The sequence below is a fragment of the Pseudolysinimonas sp. 10J20-29 genome (assembly GCF_055809595.1).
In genome coordinates this window covers 41,878-62,975 of the sequence record NZ_CM147917.1, presented here as the reverse complement: position 1 = coordinate 62,975, position 21,098 = coordinate 41,878, and the positions used below count along the sequence as shown (strand labels likewise).

The window sequence follows — 21,098 nt, the reverse complement described above, 5'->3', positions numbered from 1 at the left end:
CCTGTCTGCCCGGTTTGCGCGTTCGGTCTCAGCGCCCGGTCTTCTCGGCCAGCCAGGGCAGGGGATTGATCGCGACCCCGTCGACGCGGATCTCCAGATGCAGGTGCGGCGCGGTGACGGCTCCCGTCGCGCCGACCAGACCGATGAAGTCGCCGACGGCGACCGTGTCACCGGGCGAGAGCGGCGAGGATCCGGTCTGCATGTGCGCGTACAGGCTCGTCACCGACTGGCCGTCGATCGTGTGATCGATGAACATGTGGGTGCCGTAGCCCCAGCCCTCCTGATAGCCCGAGACGACGCCGTCGGCGATCGCGTAGATCGGCGTGCCGGCCCCCGGCAGCAGGTCGATGCCGCGGTGCATCGTCGAGCAGCCGCTGCACGGCGCCGCCCGCGGGCCGAAGCCGTCGGTCATCCGGACGGCGTAGGGGAAGGGCCAGCGGACCGCTCCGCTGCCGGTGCCGCCGACCGAGCCGCCGTAGGCGTTGCCGTAGCGCGCCTGCAGAAGCTCCGCGTAGGTGGTCACGTCGTAGTCGCTGCGCTCGATCGCGGCGACCTCGGCCGCCTCCGAGACCTCGAGCTTCTGCACCTCGGCGGCATCCGCCACGGGGATGGCCTCGAAGGACTGCGTGGCCGAGACCGGGGCGATTCCGGGGAGGGCGAACGTCAGGGTGAAGAGCCCGAGCACACCCAGAATTCCGGTCGACGACAGCACCCGGCGGACGCGGGCGCGATGAGTCGGAGCGGAACGTTTCGTCATGGTGAGTAGTAGACCTCACCACGAGCGAGGTCCGCGGATGATTATCCACCCCGAACCTGCGAATCCTGGGGATTCGCCCGGAGGGCGGCTTTCGTCCGCGGCTCGCGCGAGGCTAGCTCTCGGCGAGCGCCTGCCGACGCAGCAGCTCGTCGGGGCGGGTGTCGATGCGCGCGACCTCGACGGGGTCCATGTAGGTGGGGCCGGACGCGGGCAGCGAGCCCAGGATCACCTTGGCGACCTTGACCGCCATCTGCGTGATCTGCACCACCTCGGCCGCCGAGGATCCGAGGGCGAACATGCCGTGGTTCTGCAGGTAGATCGCACGCGGCACGGAGCGCTCGGCCAGCAGCTGCCGGGCGACCTGCGCGAGCTTGAGGCCCGGGTCGACGTACGGGATCAGCAGCGGATCGGTGCCGAGCACCACGATCTGGTCGGGGAACAGCGAGCCGTCGACCAGGCTCGCGGCGTGCGGCGAGCACAGCAGCGAGTTGACCGCCGTCGGGTGCGTGTGGCCGACCGCGGTCACCCCGGGCAGGTCCAGGCACACCGCGTGCAGGAGCGACTCGACGGAGGGCCGCCGGCCGCCCGGGGCCGTCTCGGCGACCGAGGAGAAGTAGGAGCTCACCTCGGCGTCGCCCGCCGTCGGCGAGTCGATCAGCTCGAGCATCGTCGGCAACGAGACCTCGACGAAGTCGTCGGCGACCGCGCGGCTCATCCAGGCGCCGCTCGCCTTCACGAGGAAGCTGTCGGGGCCGCTGCGCAGCGAGGAGTTGCCTTCGGCCAGGATCGTCCAGTCGCGATCCGGACGGCCGAGCTCGTGCGAGAGGTCGACGAGCTCAGCTCGAAGGGCATCGGGCGTGGCGGGTGCGGTCACGACAGGGGTCTCCTTGGTTCGGTCAGGCGGGAAGCCGGGTGGGGGCGTAGTGCTGGACCTCGGCGAGCGAGCGCTCCGATGCCGCGTAGGCGGCGGCGATATCGGCCACGGCGCCGTCGGCGACCAGCTGCACGGCGAGGTTTCCGAGCGCCGAGGCCTCCGCCGGTCCGGCCGTCACCGGCAGTCCGGCGAGCTCGGCGGTGCGACGGCAGAGCGCCGCGTTGCGCGACCCGCCGCCGACGATCCGGATCGAGGTGATCGGTCCTCCGCTGAGCGCAGCGCACGCCGCCACCGAGTCGGCGTAGGCGGCGGCGAGGCTCTCGACGATCGAGGCGACGACCGCGAGGCGGGTCGTCGGCTCCGGTGAGCCGGCCTCGCGGCAGAGCTCGGTGATGACGCCGACCGGGTCATCGGTCGACAGCAGTCGCGGGTCGGCGACATCGAAGCGCGAAGCGGGAGCCTGTTCGGCCGCGGCCCGCGTCACGAGGTCGATGACGTCGAGGGGGGCGCCGTCGTGCTCCGACCAGACTCGCGCGCACCCGGTGAGGATGAGCATCCCCGGCAGGTTGCGCACCAGCAGGGTCGAGCCGCCGACGCCGAGCTCGTTCGTGAACCCGGCCTCGCGGGCCTCGGCGGAGCGCAGCGGCGTCTCGAGCGTGACGCCGACGAGCGACCAGCTGCCGCTGGAGACGAGCAGCTCACCCGAGCCGGGGGCGGCGAAGGCGAGGGCCGACGCCGTGTCGTGCTGGGCTACGTGGAACACCGGCACGGGCTCGGCCGCGCCGATCCGCTCGGTGATCTCGGCCGTGGTCTCCCCGGCGCGCGCTCCCGTGGCGGCGAGCTCCGGGAAGCGGAAGCCCTCGAGCCCCCAGGCGCGGCGCAGCTCCTCCGACCAGGTGCGCGACTCGGGATCGAGCAGCTGCGTCGTCGACGCGATCGTGTACTCGGCCTCCTGCACGCCGGTCAGCAGATACACCCACAGATCGGAGGTCAGCAGCACCGTCGATCCGGCCGGGGCCGCCGCGTTCCGGGCATCCGTGCGCAGCTGGTACGCGGTGTTGATGTGCTGGGTGAGCACGCCGGTGATCTCGTACGCGCGCGACGGGGAGACGTGCTCCGCCGCCCGCTCCGGCTCGGCCGGATCCGCGCCCAGGTAGTTCTTCACCCGGCCGGTGAACCCGCGCTCCGGATCGATGAGACCGTAGTCGACGCCCCAGCTGTCGATGCCGATGCCGTGCAGGCGCTCACCGCGCTCGGCCAGCAGTGCGACCGCGCGCCGCAGGCCGGCGATCGTCTCGTCGAACAGGGTGGCGACGTCCCATTCGAGACCGCCGTCGCCCTCGACCGGTCCGTTGCGGAACCGGTGCACCTCGGTCATGTCGAGCGCGCCGTCGCGATAGGTGCCCAGCACCACGCGACCGCTGCTGGCGCCGAGGTCGACCGCGGCGAACGCGCGCGGCCCCTCGGAGGCAGGCGGGAAGGAACTCGTCATGATCGGTTGTGGCTTTCGCTCGGTGCGCCGGGTGTCCGCGTCAGCCGACGCGACTCAGTAGGCGAGCCCGCGCGGCTCCGGGCCGAGCGGCGCCGTCGACGGGTCATCGACCTGGAAGCCGTTGGCCTTGTAGCGCTCGTAGTCGAAGCTCTCGCACTCCTCGTAGCCGACGCGGTGGTAGGTGTCGAAGTCGTCCCAGTTCTCGTAGCCCTCGCCGAAGGAGTGCTCGAGGAACGCATCCGCCATCGCCATGCCGAGACGCGGCGCCGTGTAGAACGCGCCCATCGCCAGCACGTTGCAGTTGTTCGCGGTGCTCGCGCGCTCCGCCGCCTGGACGCTCTCGGCGACCGCGGCGTGCACGTGCGGCACCTTGCTGGCGGCGACGTGGATGCCCATGCCGCTTCCGCAGAAGGCGAGCGCCTTCTCGAAGTTGCCTTCGGCGATCTCAGCTCCGATGCGGAACCCGACCCGGTGGTACATCGGCACGTCATCGATCGACGGGGTGAGGTCGGTGACGGTCCAGCCGCGCTCTTCGAGGTGGCTCTTGACGGCTTCCTTCAGCGGGAAGCCTGCGAAGTCGGCGCCGACGACGACCTGCTTGTCCTGAACGGTCTTCATGACCCCTATCCCTTTCTCGTGAAGAACCGGGCGAAATTGCCGGGCTTGTACCACTGGTTCATGGCGATCACCAGCAGCAGCACACCGCCGTAGATCAGCGGACGGTAGAAGTTGCTGATGTCGGGGAAGGTGTTGAGCAGCGACGACAGCACCTGGAGCACGACCACGGCGAGCACCGTTCCGGCCAGACGCCCGGATCCGCCGTTCGGGTTCACCCCGCCGAGCACGACGATGAGCACCGCGAGCAGCGTGTAGGTCGAGCCGTAGTCGGCCTTCGCCGAGTTGTAGTTCGCGAGCATCACGAGACCGGCCACGGCCGAGAAGATGCCCGAGAGCATGTAGGTGCGCACGGTCAGGCTGACCGTGTTGAGCCCGCTGAACTCGGCGGCGGTCGGGTTGGTTCCCAGCATGTAGAGCTTCGTGCCGAGCGCCGTGCGGCTCATCAGGAACCAGATCACGACCACGACGAGCGCGAAGATCAGCAGCTGCATGGGCACGACGCCGCCGACCTTGGCCGCGAACACCTCGCTGTACTGCGACGGCAGGCCGCTGATGGGCTTGCCCTGCGTGATGATGACGGCGATGCCGGTGAACAGCTCGAACGTTCCCAGGGTGACGAGGATCGCCGGGATCTTGATCTTGGCGACCAGGAACCCGTTAAACATGCCGGCCAAGGCTCCCGCCACGAGCGAGAACGCCACCGCCGCGAGGATCGCCGGGAAAGCCTGGCTCGGGTCGGATCCGGGAGGGGCGATCGACAGCATGATCACCGCGGCGCCGATTCCCGTCATGTTGGCGATCGCGACGACCGAGAGGTCGATGCCGCCGATGATCATGGTGAGCATGACGCCGAGCGCCATCAGGCCGAACTCGGGGAACTGGACCGCCATCGACTGCCACGTGGAGAGGCGGACGAAGCTGGGCGTGCGCACGGCGGCGAAGAAGATGAGCAGCAGGGCGAGGATCACCGCGAGGCGCGTGACCTGCGGATCCTTGGCGAGCGCGCGCATCCGGACCGATGCGGTACTGAATACGGACATGTCGTTATTCCTTAGACCGTGACGATCGAACGCTTGCGCGAACGGCTGAGTTGGATGGCCGAGATTCCCGTGCCGACGATGATGAGAACGCCGAGCGAGAAGCGCTGCCAGAAGGTGGGGATGCCGACCAGGATCATGCTGTTCTGCACGATCACGATCAGGAGCGTGCCGAGCACGACACCCGTCAGGGTTCCGGTTCCACCGGTGATGGCGGTGCCTCCGAGGACGACGGCGGCGATCACCAGCAGCTCGATCCCGAGCAGGTTCGTCGGGTGCATCTGGCCCATCATGCTGGTGCGGACCAGGCCGGCGAGGGCCGCGATCACTCCGACGAGGACGTAGAGCCAGAACTTGACGCGCTTGACCTTGAAGCCGGCGCGCTCGGCGGCGCTCTCGTCGCCTCCGATCGCGTAGATCGCGCGGCCGAAGGTCGTGAACTTCATGAGGAAGAACACCACCGCGAGCACGCCGACCAGCAGCAGGAACGAGACCGGCATCGTCGAGGTGAGACCGGAGTCCGGGTTGGTGGCGATGAACAGCGCCCCGGTGCCGAACTCCTTCATCGCGGTCGGGATGTTGGGGATCTGCACCGAGTTGAGCGCGCCCTGCATGATGCCGGAGAAGACGCTCGCTGTTCCCAGTGTGATGATCAGCGCCGGAATCGCGATCCGCGAGGTCAACAGCCCGTTGAAGGCGCCGAGGATTCCGCCGAGCAGAATCGCGAGCAGGAAGGGCAGCCACAGCGCGCCCTCATAGCCCGCATCCACGAGAACCCGGGTCGTCGCGTACACCGCGAGCGAGGCGAGGGCGGGGAACGAGACGTCGATTCCGCCGGACACCAGCACCATGAAGGCGCCGATTCCGAACAGCCCCGGCACGACCATCGCGTTGGCGATGTCGACGAGGTTGTTGGCGGTGAAGAACTGGCCGCTTCGTGCCTGAATCACCACGCTCAACGCCACGATCACGAGAAAGACGTAGAACTCGTTCGATCTCGTCAGCTTGTGGACGATCGCTTTCATCGCTGTACTCCTGCTTCTTCGGACTCGTCGTGAGCCATCAGCGCTGCCAATTCGGATTCGGAAGTCGTTTCCGGATCGAGGTCCGCCACGATGCGCCCGTCGTTCATGACGAGCACCCGGCTGCAGTTCTCGATGACCTCGGACAGGTCGTCCGAGATGACGATCACGGCCATGCCCTTGCGGGCCAGGTCCTGCAGAATCGCGTGGATATCGCTCTTGGATCCGATGTCGACACCGACGGTCGGGCCGTTCAGGATCAGCACCTCGGGCTGCGTGGCAAGCCACTTCGCCAGCACGACGCGCTGCTGGTTTCCACCGGAGAGGGTGTTGACCGCGTTCTCGGGGTCGGGGGTGGCGATCTTCAGCTCGTCGACCCAGCGCTGAGCTTCGGTGCGGGTCTTCTTGCGGTCGAGCAGACCGAGCGGAGTCACCATGTTGTCGATCTCGGAGATGATCGTGTTCGCCCCGATCGACCGCTCGAGGAACAGACCCTCGGTGAGCCGGTCCTCGGGCACGTAGCCGATGCCGTGCGAGATCGCGGAGCGGATCCCCTTCAGCACGACGGGCTTCTCCTTGAGGAGGATCTGGCCGTGGTCGACCTTCAGCGCGCCGAACAGCGAGAGGGCGAGCTCGGTGCGACCGGATCCCAGTCGACCGGTGATGCCCAGGATCTCGCCGCGGTGCAGCGAGAAGTTCACGTCGGCGAAGGCGCCATCGGCGCCCAGGTCGCGCGCTTCGAGAATCGCGGGACCGGGGTCCGCGGGAGCGGTGAAGTGGGCGGGCTCGAACTCGCGGCCCGTCATGAAGAAGGAGAAGGAGGCGCGATCCAGTTCCTCGGGCCGCTTCGTGGCGACGCTGCGCCCGTTGCGGATGATCGTGAACTTCTCGCTGATCTCGAAGACCTCTTCGAGCTTGTGGCTCACGAACAGGGTCGAGATGCCGCGCTCCTTCAGGTCGAGGATGATGCGGAACAGCGCGTCGACCTCACGCGTGGTGAGAGCCGTCGTCGGCTCGTCCATGATGATGAGCTTCGCGTCGCTCATCAGCGCGCGGGAGATCGCGACGAGCTGCTTCTCGGCGATGGAGAGCCGGCCGACCTTCTCGTCGAGGTCGATCTCGAAGTTGATCTTGGCGACGGCCTCTTCGGCGATGCGACGCATCCGGCGCCAGTTGATGAGCTTGCGGTGGGCCGCGAGTTCGCTCGTCAGGGCGAGGTTCTCGAGGACCGAAAGATTGGGGAAGACCGAGAAGTCCTGGTAGATGACCTGCACGCCCGCGTTGATGGCGGCCATCGGCGTGAGGCGCTTGTGCGACGTCCCGTCGATCTCGATGGTTCCGCCGTCGGGGGCGTGAACACCGGAGATCACCTTGATGAGGGTCGACTTGCCGCTGCCGTTCTCACCGGCGAGGCAGTGGATCTCTCCACGACCGATGGTGAGGCTGACGTCGTCGAGGGCGTGAACGCCGGCGAACGACTTGCTCACATTGCGTACCGCGAGGAGCTCAGTCATCAACGGAACCTTTCTGAGGGGTGAATACATGGTTCGACCGGGGTGGGGCGGCGGGTTCGACGCTCCACCCCGGTCGTCACATCAGGAACGGATGATCAGAAGCCGAAGCTGTCGACGTTGTCCTTGTTGATGACAACCCAGCCGGCGCCCTCGAGCACCTTGGGGTTGACCGAGGAGAACTGCATCGACTCGTAGCCGACGACACCGAGGTCGATTCCGTCGACGATCTCTTCACCGTCGAGGATCTTCGCGGCGAGAGAGGCCAGCGCGTAGCCCGCGTCGGCCGGGTCCCACAGCGTGAGCGACTGAACGAGGCCCTTCTCGAGGATCTCCTTGTTGGCGGCCGGGAGGCCGGTTCCGCTGACGAAGACCTTGCCGGTCAGGCCGAGCTCCTCGATCGCACGCGCGACGCCGGGGGCGTCGAACGACGAGGTGCCGACGATGCCCTTGAGGTCCGGGTACTTCTTGAACAGCTCCTTGGCGGTCTGGTACGCGACCTCGCCGTCGTCCTGCGACTCGACGCGGGGCTCGGCCTCCAGGAGGGTCATGTTCGGGTACTCGGCGGCCTGCTGCGCCACGGCGCCGTCAGCCCACTCGTTGTGCGACGCGTTGGTCACGTGACCGACCATCGTCGTGTACAGGCCCTCTTCGCCCATGGCCTCGGCGAGGTTGTCCATGATGAAGCCGCCGTACTGGGTGTTGTTGAACGCCTCGATGTCGTACATCGTGTTCTCCTGCGTCGCACCCTCGTGCGTCACAACCACGATGCCGGCGTCGAGCGCCTCCTTGAGCACGGGCTCCAGGGCACCCGGGTCGACCGGGATGACGCCGATGGCGTCGACACCCTGCGCGATCAGGTCACGGATGACCTGCGCCTGCATGGTCGCGTCGGTCTCCGACGGGCCCTTCTGGTAGACGTTGAGACCCGAGTCAGCAGCGAAGCTCTTGACTCCCTCCTCCATGCGGACGAACCAGGGGTTCGTGGAGTCCTTGGGCACGATCACGATCGTGTGGTCGCCCTCGGCGGACGTGCTGTCATCCGTCACGCAAGCCGACAGGCTGAGACCAACCGCGAGGCTGAGCCCGACCGCAATGGCCTTAAAGCGTCGTTGCTTCATTCGTTTCTCCTTGTTTATTGGGGATGTGACATTTCGGCGCGGTCGCTGAACACCCGACTAGGTGCGTCGTCGAACGTCGACCACCCGCCGCGCGGCATGACCGAAAGCGCGCGTGAAGCGCCGCGCCCTCGGGAGTCCGATCGGCGGTTCCTCGCCACGAGACACTCAAGGTGGGAGTCTCGCAACGGACGACCAGTCGTCACGTTCGCGTGACGAGGCGAGCAGCTGTGCTCAATCATCCCGGCCCCCTGACGTCGTTGGCGTGTCCGTTTTGTGGTCCATAATTGAACCGGTCCAAAAGTTAGCACCCGCCCAGTCGAAACACAACACGACTCCTCCGCCGGTTGCTGAGCGGACCTCTATGATGTTCCCGAACAACGAGGTGATGGGCATTGGGTCGCAACAAGATCAACGCCACCGACGTCGTGCCGCGCCCTTCGCGCGAGGCCCCGACGGCGGGACGCCCGTCACGCCCGGAACTGCCGCCCGTGGCCTCCGCCTCCGTCGCCTCCGCGGTCATCGCCGCCGAGGATGCCCGCCGCGCCCGGGCGACGCCCCAGATCCGCGACGTCGCCGCACTCGCCGGCGTCTCGGTCGGCACCGTCTCGAACGTCATCAACCACCCGGAGCGCGTGACCGCGCGAACCAGGACCCTCGTCGAGGACGCGATCGCCGAGCTGCAGTTCATTCCGAACCAGCAGGCGCGCGTCATCGCCGGCCTCTCGAGCGATGTCATCGGACTAGTCGTGCTCGACACCGCGAGCCCGTTCTACATGGGCGCCTCGCGCGCGGTCGAGCATGCCGTTCGACAGGCGGGCCACGTGGTGATGCTCTGCAACTCGGAGAGCGACGTGGAGCGCGAGCGGGAGCTGCTCACCATGCTCGCGGCCCAGCGCGTGCGCGGCGTGCTCCTGACGCCGGCCGACCAGGCCGACGATGAGGGCGTCATCGACATCGAGATCCCCAACGGCCTCCCCGTCGTCTTCCTCGACTACGAGGGCGGTCCCGACGAGTGCTCGATCTCGGTCGACAACGTCCTCGGCGCCCGCCTCGCCGTCGAGCACCTGCTCCGACAAGGCCACGAGCGCGTCGCCTTCATCGGGGGCCCGCCCGGGCTTCGGCAGTTCACCCAGCGATCCAAGGGCGTGATCGACGCGATCGTCGGGGCCGGACTCGACCCGGACACCGCGCTGGTCGAAGTCAGCGCCTCCGGCCTGGGCGTCCCCGAGGGGGAACGAGCCGTCGAGCTCCTCCTCGCGGGTGACCTGCCGAGCGCGATCTTCTGCGGAAACGACATGCTCGCCTTCGGCGCCTACCGCGGGCTGTCGCGCTCCGGCATCCGCGTGCCCGAGGACGTGGTTCTGATCGGCTACGACGACATCGACTTCGCGCAGGACTGGGTGGTGCCGATCAGCACCGTCCGCCAGCCGATCGGCGAGCTCGGCTCGCTCGCCGCCCAGCTGCTGCTGGAGCACGCGATCGGCGGCGAGGCTCACACGCACCGCCAGATCGTGCTCACGCCGGAGCTCGTGCTGCGCGCCTCCAGCGACCAGCGTGTGCGCGAGACGACCGCCTGAGCGGCCCGCCCCGGAAAAGAAAGAACCCCGGTCTCCGCAAGGGCGACCGGGGTCTCACTGTCTCAACCAGTGTGCGCCCGGAGGGATTCGAACCCCCAACCTTCTGATCCGTAGTCAGATGCTCTATCCGTTGAGCTACGGGCGCATGTCGACGCGATGGTCAACCGGACGATCATAACAGCGCATTCGGTGCCCGAGAAATCGAGCCCGATTCGACCGCCGCCCGTAGGCTCGAGGCGTGGCCGGCATCCGTGATCTGAACGAGCTTCTGCGGTCCATGGCGCCGGTGCAGCGGCCGGGCGAGTTCGTCTTCGTCGCCTGGAACGCCGACCTCGACCTCGACCGCATCGAGGCGCTCATCCGCGAGCCGGAGGGGATGTGCGCCGTCGTCGCGCGCGAGGTCGCCGAGACGGCCGGTCTCGACTACGACTTCGTCGCGGCGTGGATCACGCTCGAGGTGAACTCCGCGCTCGACGCCGTCGGACTCACCGCGGCATTCGCCACCGCCCTCGCGGAGGCGGGGCTGAGCTGCAACGTGATCGCCGGGCTGCATCACGACCACGTGCTCGTCGATGTCGACGACGCCGCGGCGGCGCTGCGCGTGCTGGAGCGGCTGAGCCGAATCGACTCCTGACACAACGAAGCGCGGCAGCCGGGGAGTTGCCGCGCTTCGTCGAGTCGGGGTGTGAGGTGCGTCGCGGTGATGCGGGTTAGGGCCGGAAGGCCCGGTCACTGCGACGTGGGATGGTGCGCGGGATCACCGCGCCTGACGGTTCAGGGTGGTCAGGCGCGGCGGGCACCGGGGCCGGGGCGGACAGCAGCGGCGATGAAGCACGCGGCGGCGAGCAACGCGGTGATGGCGAGTGCGGCGGCGGGAGCGAGTTCCAGCATGATGTGTCCTAGTCGGTCGAGGTGGTGATAGTCCGGGGTTTGGGGGACCTGTTTTGTCCCCCGCACATAGACTAAGCAGTCGTCCTCCACAATGCCGACACCCGTTCGGGGGGTATGTTCTCCCCACTCCGGGGGGCAAATGTGCCCCGAATGGCCCCCGAGGGCCGTTTTCCGGGCCAGAACGGCCCGTTTTGTACCCCGATTAGTCGGCAATCGACCGTACTTTCCACGCTGAAACGGCACCCGGGCCGACCCGCGCACGGTCCGGAATCTTGTACCCCGATCCGAGTTGAGGTCCATTCGGGGTACACAATGCGGACACCGGGGGCGACATCGAGGCGTTGCGGGCCCCTTCGCGCGCGTGCCGCTAGAGTCGGGCATCGTGCGCGTCATTGTTGCCCCCGACTCCCTCAAGGGAACCGTCTCGGCACGGGATGCCGCCCGCGCGATCGCGGCGGGCTGGCGTGAAGTGCGAGCGCACGACACCGTGCTGCTGAAGCCGATGGCCGACGGCGGCGAGGGCACCCTCGACGCGGTGGAGACCTCGCAGTCCGGAGCCGTCCGACACGAGGCGCTCGTGCGCGGCCCGCAGACGCGCGAGGTGCGCGCCGAGTGGCTCATGCTCGACGATGGCACCGCGGTCGTCGAGATGGCGCAGAGCAGCGGCCTGCCCCTGGTCGACGAACTCGACCCGATGGGCGCGCACACCTTCGGGGTCGGCGAACTGATCGCCGCGGCGCTCGACGCCGGTGCCGATCGCCTGATCGGCGGCCTCGGCGGCTCGGCGAGCACCGACGGCGGCGCGGGCGCACTGGCGGCGCTCGGCGCCCGGTTCCTGGACGCCGCCGGTCGACCCGTCCCTCTCGGGGGCGGCGGGCTCACCGAACTCGACCGCATCGTGCTCGACGACCTCCGCCCGGCTCCGCCGCGCGGCATCGTCTGCCTGAGCGACGTGACCGCTCCCCTGCTCGGCGCCCACGGCGCGGCGGCCGTCTTCGGACCGCAGAAGGGCGCCACCGCGGCGCAGGTGCGGGAGCTCGACCGCGGCCTGGCGCGGCTCGCCGCACTGCTCGGCGACAGCGGCAACGAGGCCGGGGATGGTGCCGCCGGCGGCACGAGCTTCGGCCTGCGCGCCGCATGGGGGGCGCAGCTCCGGCCCGGCGCCGACCAGCTCGCCGCACTGACGGGGCTGGCGGATGAACTGTCAGCGGGCGACGTCCTCATCACCGGCGAGGGCCGTTTCGACCGCACCTCGCTTCAGGGCAAGGTCGTCGGACACCTGCTCGAGCTGGCGCAGTCCCGCGGCGCCACCGTGTGCATCGTCGCCGGACAGGCGGAGGACCCGCGGTCGAACCCCGACCCGCGAGGCCTCGTGACGCTCACCGAGCTCGCAGGCGGAAGCGCGAACGCGATCGCCGAGCCGGAGCGCTGGCTGCGCGCCGCGGGGGCGGAGCTCGCCGCGCGCGAACCGTGGGAGCCGCGCCGCCCCGGGTCGCTCTAGCGACCGAAGAGCCGGCCGAAGAAGCCGCTCGACGGCTCGTTCTGGTGCCCGTCGCAGCGCTGCGACGTGGGCACACCGCGCATGACCTGATTGACGTGCTGCCCGCAGCCCGACCAGGTGGTCTTTCCGCACTTGCGACAGGTGACGGCGTGGCACATCGGTGTTCTCCTTCTCTTCCCGACAGCAAGACGGGGGGTTCGTGGGGTGACCGCGGCAGTGTCACTACGGCGCAGCCGCGCCCCCACTATACCCCCTGGGGTATGGGCCGACGCCGATCGCGCCGGCGCCTGGGCCGCGGCGCCCCCGCGCGCACGGTAGCCTCCTGCGCACCGGGGATTTCTTCGCCGCCCGGCCGCCGTTTCTGATTGACAGGCCCCCGGATCCTGGATAGATTTCGAGATAGTAAAGTTTCCTAACTTGTCTGGAGCGCGGCGTTGACCCCATCCCGTACACGCGACGCCTCGCCTCGCCGCGGGCAGCCGACCGCCGCACCCACGCCCGCGACACCGGGCCTGCTGCGTTCGCTCAACAACCGCGTCGTGCTGGACCTCTTCATCGAGCACACCACGCTCAGCCGCGGCGACGTCGGCCGATTGACCGGGCTCTCGAAGCCGACCGCATCCCAGCTCCTCGTCCGACTCGAAGAGAGCGGACTGGTCGTGGATGCGGGCGTCGGCACCCCCGGCCCCGGCGGACGCGCCCCACAGCTGTACCGACTGAATCCGCGCGCCGGCTACGCGGCCGCGCTCAACGTCACGCCCGCCGAGATCCACGTGCGCATCGTGGACATCGTCGGCGCGCCCGTCGCCGACCTGCACCTCGCGGATGACGTCGACACCGGGGAGGTCGGATACCGGCGGGCCGTCTCCGCCATTCGCTCCGCCGCCGAGTCGGCGGGAATCGCACCGAACGAGCTCTCGGCCGTCGTCGTCGGGGCCCCCGGCTCCTACGACCCCGACGCCGACCAGCTCCGCTACTCCGACCACCTGCACGACTGGCAGGAACCCGGCCTCGTCGCCGGTTTCGAGTCGCTGCTCGCCTGCCCGGTTCGGATCGAGAACGACGTGAACCTCGTCGCGGTGGCCGAGCATCGCGCCGCGAGCGACGACGCCGACAACTTCTTCCTGCTCTGGCTCGACGAGCGCATCGGCGGCGCGATGGTCATCGACGGCCGGGTCTACCGCGGCAGCCACGGCGCCGCCGGAGAAGCCGCGTTCATCCAGCCCTCCGGGGTGCCGGTCGTGCGCAACCCCGCCGGGGTGAACCGCGGAGGCTTCGAGGACCTCGTCGGCGAGGAGGCGATCGTGCGCCTGGCCGCCGAGCACGGGATCTCCGCGGCGAGCGCATCGGAGGCCATGACGGCCGCGGCCGCCGCGGACAGCGCCGAGGCGACCACCCTGCTCACGGCGATCGCCGAACGATACGCGGTCGGCCTGGCGTCGATCCATGCCCTCCTCGACCCGCGGCAGATCGTCGTCGCGGGGAGCCTCGCGACGCTCGGCGGCCCGGCCCTGCGCTCCGCGATCACCGCGGAGCTCTCGACGGTCGCGCTGGCGACGCCGCCCGTCGTGGCGGCCACGGTCACCGACGATCCCGTGATGTCCGGCGCCCTGATGTCGAGCCTCGAGCTCGCCCGCGATCGCGTCTTCTCGACCTGAGCCGACCTCTTTCCCGGCCACCTCGACGCACTGAAAGGGACGCGTGAACGAGATGCTCCCCGCAGCCGCCGCGACACCGCGCACACTGCTCGCCCTGGACGGCGGAAACAGCAAGACCGATATCGCCGTCGTGCGCGAGAGCGGTGAGGTCATCGCGCGCCAGCGCTCGGGGCCCTTCATCCCGCATCTGATCGGCGCGGCGGCCGCCGTCGAACTCCTCGCCGACGATGTCGCCACCGCCCTCGCCTCCGCCCCCGACGGCATCGTCGATCTCGCCGTGGGCTACCTCGCCAACGCGGACCTTCCCATCGAGGAGGAGCGCATCAACGAGGCGATCGTGGCGCACGGGTGGGCGCGCGAGGTGGTCGTCGAGAACGACACCCTGGCCATGCTGCGCACCGGCACGAGCGCGGGATTCGGTGTCGCCGTCGTCTGCGGCGCGGGCATCAACAGCGTCGGCGTCGGACCGGACGGCTCACGCGTGCGCTTCCCCGCACTGGGACGGATCTCCGGCGACTGGGGCGGCGGGCTCGGCATCTCCAAGGAGGTGCTCTGGTACTGCTCGCGCGCGGAGAGCGGCCGCGGGCCGGCGACCAGCCTGACCGGCGCCGTTGCCGCCCACTTCGGACTCCCGAACGCGGTCGCCGTCACCGAGGCGATGCACCTGCGCACGATCGACTTCGACCGGATGCACGAGATCGTTCCCGTGCTGTTCGCGGAAGCCCGCGCCGGCGATCCCATCGCGCTCGCCATCATGGCGCGCCAGGCGGAGGAGATCGCGCTGCTGGTCACCACCTCGCTGCGGCGGCTGGGCCTGACCGACGGAGAGCCCGAAGTGGTGCTCGGCGGCGGCATGCTCACCTCGGGCGAGTCGCTGCTGGTCGCCCCGGTGATCGACGCGATCCTGGCCGTCGCCCCCGGCGCGCAGATCACGATCGTGTCCGACGCGCCGATCTACGGATCCGCCCTGCTGGGCCTCGAGGCCCTCTGGGAGTCGGACCCGAGCCTCACCGACGAGGAGCGCGCCTCCCGTCGTACCCGACTGCGGGAGTCCCTGCGAACGAGCGAACGGAAGCTGACATGACGATGACGCGACGAATGGGCCTCGCCGGAACCGGATACTGGGCGCGCGTGACGCATGCTCCCGCCGTGGTCGCCTCGCAGGACTGGGAGCTGACGAGCGTGTGGGGGCGCAGCCTCGACGGCGCCAGCGCGGTGGCGGCCGAGCACACCGGGGTCACCGCGACCGACGACTTCGATGCCTTTCTCGAGCAGGTGGACGGCGTCACCTTCGCCCTCCCGCCGCACGTTCAGGCGCCCCTCGCCCTCCGCGCGATCAAGGCCGGCAAGCACGTCCTGCTCGAGAAGCCGATCAGCCTGGATCTCGCCGAGGCCGACGCTCTCGTCGCCGCCGCCCGCGACCACGGCGTCGCGACGGTCGTGCTGTTCACCATGCTGTTCGACCCGCGGGTGCGCGCCATCATCGCGCGCTGCGAGGAGGCGGAGCCGCTGCGAGGAGGCGGCGGCCTGTGGCTCGGCTCGGCGCTGAACGACGACAACCCGTTCAACACCCCGTGGCGCCACGACAAGGGCGGCCTGTGGGATCTCGGTCCGCACGCGCTCTCGATCCTGTGGAAGACCGTCGGACCGATTCGCGAGGTGCGGGCCCACGCCGGCGACCTCGACCTGCGGCACCTCGTCGTGACCCACACCTCCGGCGCGACCAGCACCGTGAGCCTGACCCTGCGGGCACCCGACCCGGCCGACGGCTTCTCGACGACGGTGTGGGGCGAGCTCGGCCGGATCGAGGTCCCCGTCGACGATGTGGACGCTCTCGCCTCGCTCACCCTCGCGCTCGACGAGCTCGGGGCGAACGCCCGCAGCGGCGAGCTCGCGCACCCGTGCGACGTCGCCTTCGGTCGCGACATCGTCCGCCTCCTCGCGGATGCCGAAGAGCAGCTGACCTCCGCGGGGGCCACGCCGTGACGCACGAGTCGCTCGACATCGTGTTCCCCGCAGCCGGAGACGTCGACCTGGTGCGACGCGCGGTTCCCGAACCGGGGCCGACCGAGATCACCTGCCGCGCTCTCGCGTCGCTCGTGAGCACCGGAACCGAGACGTTCTGCCTGGCGGGCGACTTCGAACCGGGCACGTTCTGGGAGGAGTGGGTGCGATTCCCGTTCGCCCCCGGCTACTCGCTCACCGCCGAGGTCGTCGCTGTCGGCCGCGACGTCGACGACGTGCGCGTCGGCGACCGCGTGGCGCTTCCCGCGCCGCACGCCCAGTTCGTCACCGTGCCCCGCGACGAGGCGATCGTCGTGCCCGACGGCGTCCGCTCCGAGGACGCCTGCTGGGCCTCGCTCGCCGTCACGACCCAGTGGGGCGTGCGCCGTGCGGGCCTCGACCTGGGCGAATCGGTCGGCGTCATCGGCCTGGGGCTGCTCGGTCAGCTGATCGTGCGCTACCTGCGCCTGAGCGGCGCGCGCCACATCGTGGCGATCGACCCCGATCCCGCGCGACGCGAGGCCGCTCTGCGCGGCGGCGCGACGGTCGCGATCGCCGACCACGCGGGCGCGGCGCACGACGCCGTGCGCGCGGAGACCGGGGGCGGGCTTCTGGACGTCGCCTTCGATGTCACCGGGCATCCCGTCGCGTTCGCCGACACCTCGACGCTGCTGCGCCCGCACGGTCGACTCGTGCTGGTGGGCGACAGCCCGCACCCCAGCCAGCAGCACCTCGGACCGCGCATCGTCGCCGACGGCATCACGATCATCGGCGTGCACGCGTCGACGGCGCCGGAGCGATCCAGCATCCACCAGCGCTGGACGCCCGCCGAGATGACGGCGCTGTTCTTCGACTACCTCCGCGATGGCCGACTCGAGGTGGAGTCCCTGATCACGCATCGCGCGAACCCGCTCGAGGCGCCGGGGCTCTATGCGGATCTGCGCGAGGACCGCTCGCGCTATCTGGGTGTGCTGTTCGACTGGTCGGCGGTGCCCGCATGAGCGCGGCAGTGCGCTGGGGCGTGCTCGGCGTCGCCGGCATCACCGAGGCGATGGCCCCCGCTCTGCTCGCTGCGGAGGGCGCCGAGCTGATCGGGATCGCGAGCCGGCGGCCCGCCAAGGCCGAGGCCGCCGCCGAGCGCTACGGCGTGGAGGCGTTCGGCGACTACGACGCGCTGCTCGCCGACCCGCGCATCGACGCGGTGTACCTGCCCGTCCCCAACGCGCAGCACGCGCACTGGGCGGAGCGCGTGATCCGTGCCGGCAAGCACCTGCTATGCGAGAAGCCGTTCACCGTGACCGAGGCGGAGGCGCGCCACCTCGCCGCGCTTGCCGACGAGCACCGGGTGCTCGTCGCCGAGGCGTTCATGTACGCGCACCACCCGCGCATCGCCGCGGTGCGCGACCTCATCTCCTCCGGGCGGATCGGCGCGGTGCGCTCGCTCCACACCGTCTTCACCTTCGACGCCTCGGACGAGCTCGACCATTCCGGGTTCCAGGGCGCCCCCGGCAGCGGTGCCGTCTACGACGTCGGCTGCTACGCGATCCATGCCTCGCGCTACCTGCTCGGCGCGGAGCCGACCGCCGTGACGGCGCACGCCGCCGCCTCCGCGGTGCACGGCGACATCGACATGAGCACCGCCCTCCTGCTGGAGTTCCCGGACGGCGTCGGGGCGACCGCGCAGGTGAGCATGTGGAGCGCCGACGACGACCGGATCGAGATCACCGGCTCCCGCGGGCGCCTCACGATTCCGCACCCGTTCCTCTGCCCGAGCGGCGAGGTCGACATCGTGCTCACGATCGACGAGCAGGCGGTGAGGATCGTCGTGCCCGGCGCCGATTCGTACGTCGCGCAGGTCGAGCGCTTCTCCGCCGCGGTCCGCGGCGACGCCGAGCTGCTCCACCCGCTCGCGGATGCGATCCAGGGGGCGCGGGTGCTCGAAGCCGCTACCGCGTCGTGGCGTCAGGGCGAGCGCGTCGCCCTCGCTCCCGTCAGCGCGGAGTGAACTCGCCCGACAGATCCGAGAGGAACATGTCGAGCACGTCGCCGAAGACGCGAAGCCGGTGCGAGCGGAACTCCTCCAGCAGGGCAGCCACCACGTCGCGGTCGCGGCCCTCGAGGCTCGCCGGCACGCCCTCCCCCGTCGTCGGAATCAGGTCGATCGCCGTCAGCAGCGACTGAAGCCCGCGCCGATACTGCGCCAGCCAGGGCGCGATCTCCGCGCCGAGGCGCGCGTTCTCCGGAGCCTCGAGCGGCGCCGTGACCTCGAGCATCGCGGCGACCCGCGCGCGGAGCTCCGCGACCGCCGTCACCTGGTCTTCGAACTGGTACTGGAAGGCGAAGCGCTCAAGATGGGCCGCCAGCCGCGGCGCGTCGTCGGTGCACAGCGCCGAGCCTCGGCAGGCGTCCGCGAACTCGCGCAGCGCCGCCGCATCGCGCGGACCCGCGATGCGCGCGATGGCCGCCTCCCAGCTGGCCTCGGCGTCGAAGCCCTCGGGGTCGGACATGAAGTCGGCAAGGCTGCAGAAGGCGATCTTCGAAGCCTCCGCGAGCGGCATCGCGTTCGCGATCACCCCGTGGGCCAGTGCCGGGATCTCGGCCTCGCGACCCAGGTAGGGCCCGATATGCAGCTCGCCGGTCATCGCCACGTCGTTGACGGGGAAGTTGTCCCAGTACAGCGGCGGGTGGCCCGTGTGCTCGGCGAAGACGCGCGCATCGGAGGCCTGCAGTTCGGGCGCGCAGATCGCGCGCCCCGTCCAGTACAGCCCCACATCCGCGGGGAGGCTCTGCCCCAGCGCGCTGATGTACTCCTCGTCGCCGTGGCCCCAGTACTGCGTCGGGCAGACCGCGAAGCGCGCGTCCGGATGCGAGGCGCGCAGCCGCGTCCACACCTCCCCGACCACCGCGATCTGCGCCTCGACGAGCGACCCGAAGGCGCTGCGGTCGGGGCCGTGCTGGAGCACCTCGGGGATGTCGTCGAGGAACAGCTCGAAGCCGTCGATCCCGAAGTCGGCGACCTGGGCGAACTTCGCGAGAATCGCATCCGTGTCGGCGGGATCCGAGTAGCGCATCGACAGTCCCGGCGACAGGGCGAAGTGCACATCCACCCCGACGCGGTGGGCACGCGTCACCAGTTCGGTGAGCTCGGCGGCCTCGCGCGCCGGGTACGGGTCGCGCCAGCGCTGCCGGGTGAAGAGGTCGTTCTTCGGCGAGTAGATGAAGGTGTTGAGTCCGGCCTCGGCGAGGAAGTCGATCATCTCGAGCCGCTCGTCGTGGCTCCAGGGACGCCCGTAGAACCCCTCGATCACGCCCGCGAGGGGCGTTCGCGCCGTCACAGTGCCACCACCCGGGACTGGTACCGGGCGATCAGCTCGCGGTTGCGCTCGTCGCCTCCGGCGACGTTGCTGGAGGAGAACACCCCGGCGCGCACGCCCGCGCGGGCCGCGATCGACACGGCGGTCATCGCGATGGAGTTGGCGATCGTGACGCCGACCACGGAGGAGGTGGGGCCCATGACCGCGCCGGCCTCGGCAAGCTCGATCGCGGCGTCGCCCGCGACCCCGAGGTTGTCGACCGTGATCGTGGCGAGCTGGTCGAGGGTCGTCACGCCGTCGCGGAGAGCGACGCCGGAGCGCACGTGCTGCAGGCTGACGATCGCGATCACCGCCATCCCGATCGCTCGGGCGCGCTCGGCGAGTTCGAGCGCGATCTGATTCCCGCCGGAGTTCGAGATCACGATCAGCGTGTCGACCGGATCAGGGTTCAGCCGATCGAACAGCTCGTGCCCTCGGCCGGGCTGGCGCTCCTTCTGAGTCGATCCGGTCGCCGACTCGTGGAGCATGAGATCGCCTTCGAGGATCGGGTTGATCGCCCCGAGGCCGCCCGCGCGGTAGAACAGCTCCTCCGCGACCATGTGCGAGTGACCCGATCCGAAGACGTGCACGAGGCCGTCGTTCACGAGGGTCTCGGCCACGGCCTTCGCGGCGCGCTCGAGGGCGGCGCGCTGTGTGGTCTCGAGCTGCGTCAGCTTCTCGCGCAGCAGCGCGAGGTAGGACCCCAGCGGGTCGATGTTCTCGGTCATTCCGGTCGCCTCCACCGTGTGATCGCGTCGCCGTACGGGTGCACCTCGGCGTCGATGGCGAGCCGCAGCGCGCCGTCGAGCGGCGTGCCCGCGCTGTCCTGAAGCTCGATCCCCCGGTCCGCCGCGATGCGCGCCACGACCGCGCCGTGCAGGGCCGAGCCCTCCGCCACCGCGCGTCCCGACATCGCGACCGGGATCGGGCCCTCCGCAATGACTCGTCCGGCGGCTCGAATCGTGAGGACGAGCTCGTCGGCGGCCCGGTCGATGATCGCGACGGCGACCGGATCCCCGGCGAGCGCCGTCGCCTGCACCTCGGCGGCGAAGTGCGCGATGTCGTTGACCGCGCGCGCCCGGGAGTGCACGTGCGCGGCGAGATCCTCCTGCTCGCCGAAGCGGCCGACGGCAGCGGCGGTCAGCGCCGTCGCCTCGCCGCGGCCGTCGGAGGCGCGGATCACCGCCGCCAGACCGTGGCGCCCGATCCAGAACGCGCCACCGGCGTCGCCGAGGAGGAACCCGTCCCCGTTGACCTTGCTGCGCGCGCCCGTGACCCGGCTGACGCCGATGCACGCGACCCCCGTGCCGACGGTGAGCGAGACGCCGTGCCGCTCGGCCAGCGCGCCGGCATGCCCGGTCACCGCGTCCCCGGTCACCCAGATCTCGGATGCCGGCAGAACCTCGCCGAGCGCCGCGAGCAGGTCGAGCCGAGCCTCATGGTGCTCCGGCAGGGTGCTGAGCCCGAGCACCACCCGCTCCAGCGGCCCGGTGCCGATCGCCAGCTGCGCGGTGGCCTCGGCCACGCGCGCCACCAGGGCCGCCGTCAGGTCGCCCTCGAGTCGGCTGAGTCCGGGAACGGTGGCGACGTGGGGCGACTGCGATGAGCGCGCCCGGATCTGCGACTGCCCGCCATCGACCGCGAGGTGCATCACACGATCCTTGCAGACCGACCCGCGCCGT

The 21,098-nt window shown here is 70.1% G+C and carries 19 protein-coding genes and 1 tRNA gene; 8 read left to right on the top strand and 12 right to left on the bottom strand.

Annotation, left to right across the window (positions count from 1 at the left end; genetic code table 11):
- Positions 1-28: 28 nt before the first annotated feature.
- The 8 genes from AC0L6Y_RS00325 to AC0L6Y_RS00290 all read right to left on the bottom strand — a co-directional run bounded on the left by AC0L6Y_RS00325 (position 29) and on the right by AC0L6Y_RS00290 (position 8,360).
- Positions 29-757 carry a M23 family metallopeptidase gene (locus tag AC0L6Y_RS00325; RefSeq protein WP_473553510.1) on the bottom strand — a complete coding sequence of 243 codons (729 nt, stop codon included), beginning with the start codon at positions 755-757 and terminating at the stop codon, positions 29-31.
- 112 nt (positions 758-869) lie between these two features.
- Positions 870-1,631, bottom strand: coding sequence for a class II aldolase/adducin family protein (locus tag AC0L6Y_RS00320; protein WP_473553508.1), 762 nt, complete (start codon positions 1,629-1,631; stop codon positions 870-872).
- Positions 1,632-1,653: 22 nt separating this feature from the next.
- Positions 1,654-3,123, bottom strand: a complete 1,470-nt coding sequence (locus AC0L6Y_RS00315) for a rhamnulokinase (RefSeq protein ID WP_473553504.1) — start codon at positions 3,121-3,123, stop codon at positions 1,654-1,656.
- 54 nt (positions 3,124-3,177) lie between these two features.
- A complete protein-coding gene (locus AC0L6Y_RS00310) occupies positions 3,178-3,741 on the bottom strand; it encodes an RpiB/LacA/LacB family sugar-phosphate isomerase (RefSeq protein ID WP_473553501.1) in 564 nt (187 codons plus the stop codon).
- Positions 3,742-3,746: 5 nt separating this feature from the next.
- The gene (locus tag AC0L6Y_RS00305) at positions 3,747-4,781 is read right to left on the bottom strand and encodes an ABC transporter permease (protein WP_473553499.1); all 1,035 of its coding nucleotides are present in this window, start codon (positions 4,779-4,781) and stop codon (positions 3,747-3,749) included.
- Between the two features lie 11 nt (positions 4,782-4,792).
- A complete protein-coding gene (locus AC0L6Y_RS00300; protein ID WP_473553498.1) occupies positions 4,793-5,803 on the bottom strand; it encodes an ABC transporter permease in 1,011 nt (336 codons plus the stop codon).
- Positions 5,800-7,314: a sugar ABC transporter ATP-binding protein gene (locus AC0L6Y_RS00295; RefSeq protein WP_473553496.1), complete on the bottom strand. Its 1,515-nt coding sequence runs from the start codon at positions 7,312-7,314 to the stop codon at positions 5,800-5,802. The genes AC0L6Y_RS00300 and AC0L6Y_RS00295 overlap by 4 nt, the downstream gene beginning before the upstream one ends.
- Before the next feature lie 95 nt (positions 7,315-7,409).
- Entirely contained in the window at positions 7,410-8,360 is a 951-nt protein-coding gene (locus AC0L6Y_RS00290) for a substrate-binding domain-containing protein (RefSeq protein ID WP_473553493.1), read from the bottom strand.
- A 464-nt stretch (positions 8,361-8,824) separates the two neighbouring features.
- Between AC0L6Y_RS00290 and AC0L6Y_RS00285 the strand changes: the two genes are divergently transcribed.
- A complete protein-coding gene (locus AC0L6Y_RS00285) occupies positions 8,825-10,009 on the top strand; it encodes a LacI family DNA-binding transcriptional regulator (RefSeq protein ID WP_473553491.1) in 1,185 nt (394 codons plus the stop codon).
- Between the two features lie 72 nt (positions 10,010-10,081).
- On the opposite strand, the gene AC0L6Y_RS00280 is transcribed toward AC0L6Y_RS00285, so the two are convergent.
- Positions 10,082-10,154: transfer RNA gene (locus AC0L6Y_RS00280), tRNA-Arg, on the bottom strand.
- Between the two features lie 93 nt (positions 10,155-10,247).
- On the opposite strand from AC0L6Y_RS00280, the gene AC0L6Y_RS00275 reads away from it, so the two are divergent.
- The 7 genes from AC0L6Y_RS00275 to AC0L6Y_RS00245 all read left to right on the top strand — a co-directional run bounded on the left by AC0L6Y_RS00275 (position 10,248) and on the right by AC0L6Y_RS00245 (position 18,068).
- Positions 10,248-10,643 carry an ACT domain-containing protein gene (locus tag AC0L6Y_RS00275; RefSeq protein ID WP_473553488.1) on the top strand — a complete coding sequence of 132 codons (396 nt, stop codon included), beginning with the start codon at positions 10,248-10,250 and terminating at the stop codon, positions 10,641-10,643.
- A gap of 639 nt (positions 10,644-11,282) precedes the next feature.
- Positions 11,283-12,401 carry a glycerate kinase gene (locus AC0L6Y_RS00270; RefSeq protein ID WP_473553486.1) on the top strand — a complete coding sequence of 373 codons (1,119 nt, stop codon included), beginning with the start codon at positions 11,283-11,285 and terminating at the stop codon, positions 12,399-12,401.
- 539 nt (positions 12,402-12,940) lie between these two features.
- Complete coding sequence (locus tag AC0L6Y_RS00265) at positions 12,941-14,059, top strand: ROK family protein (protein ID WP_473553483.1); 1,119 nt, start codon at positions 12,941-12,943, stop codon at positions 14,057-14,059.
- A 52-nt stretch (positions 14,060-14,111) separates the two neighbouring features.
- Positions 14,112-15,143: an N-acetylglucosamine kinase gene (locus AC0L6Y_RS00260; RefSeq protein WP_473558547.1), complete on the top strand. Its 1,032-nt coding sequence runs from the start codon at positions 14,112-14,114 to the stop codon at positions 15,141-15,143.
- Positions 15,140-16,045, top strand: a complete 906-nt coding sequence (locus tag AC0L6Y_RS00255; RefSeq protein WP_473553479.1) for a Gfo/Idh/MocA family protein — start codon at positions 15,140-15,142, stop codon at positions 16,043-16,045. The genes AC0L6Y_RS00260 and AC0L6Y_RS00255 overlap by 4 nt, the downstream gene beginning before the upstream one ends.
- Positions 16,042-17,064: a zinc-dependent alcohol dehydrogenase gene (locus AC0L6Y_RS00250; protein ID WP_473553476.1), complete on the top strand. Its 1,023-nt coding sequence runs from the start codon at positions 16,042-16,044 to the stop codon at positions 17,062-17,064. The genes AC0L6Y_RS00255 and AC0L6Y_RS00250 overlap by 4 nt, the downstream gene beginning before the upstream one ends.
- Positions 17,061-18,068: a Gfo/Idh/MocA family protein gene (locus AC0L6Y_RS00245; protein ID WP_473553474.1), complete on the top strand. Its 1,008-nt coding sequence runs from the start codon at positions 17,061-17,063 to the stop codon at positions 18,066-18,068. Before AC0L6Y_RS00250 ends, AC0L6Y_RS00245 begins: the two co-directional genes overlap by 4 nt.
- Here the strand turns inward: AC0L6Y_RS00245 and AC0L6Y_RS00240 are convergent.
- The 3 genes from AC0L6Y_RS00240 to AC0L6Y_RS00230 are packed head-to-tail and all read right to left on the bottom strand — an operon-like array spanning position 18,055 to position 21,067.
- On the bottom strand, positions 18,055-19,398 hold the full coding sequence (locus AC0L6Y_RS00240; protein ID WP_473553470.1) for a protein O-GlcNAcase: 1,344 nt from the start codon (positions 19,396-19,398) through the stop codon (positions 18,055-18,057). The genes AC0L6Y_RS00245 and AC0L6Y_RS00240 overlap by 14 nt on opposite strands.
- Entirely contained in the window at positions 19,395-20,144 is a 750-nt protein-coding gene (locus AC0L6Y_RS00235; protein ID WP_473553466.1) for a sugar isomerase domain-containing protein, read from the bottom strand. The genes AC0L6Y_RS00240 and AC0L6Y_RS00235 overlap by 4 nt, the downstream gene beginning before the upstream one ends.
- On the bottom strand, positions 20,141-21,067 hold the full coding sequence (locus AC0L6Y_RS00230; RefSeq protein WP_473553462.1) for an N-acetylglucosamine kinase: 927 nt from the start codon (positions 21,065-21,067) through the stop codon (positions 20,141-20,143). The genes AC0L6Y_RS00235 and AC0L6Y_RS00230 overlap by 4 nt, the downstream gene beginning before the upstream one ends.
- Between the last annotated feature and the right edge of the window lie 31 nt (positions 21,068-21,098).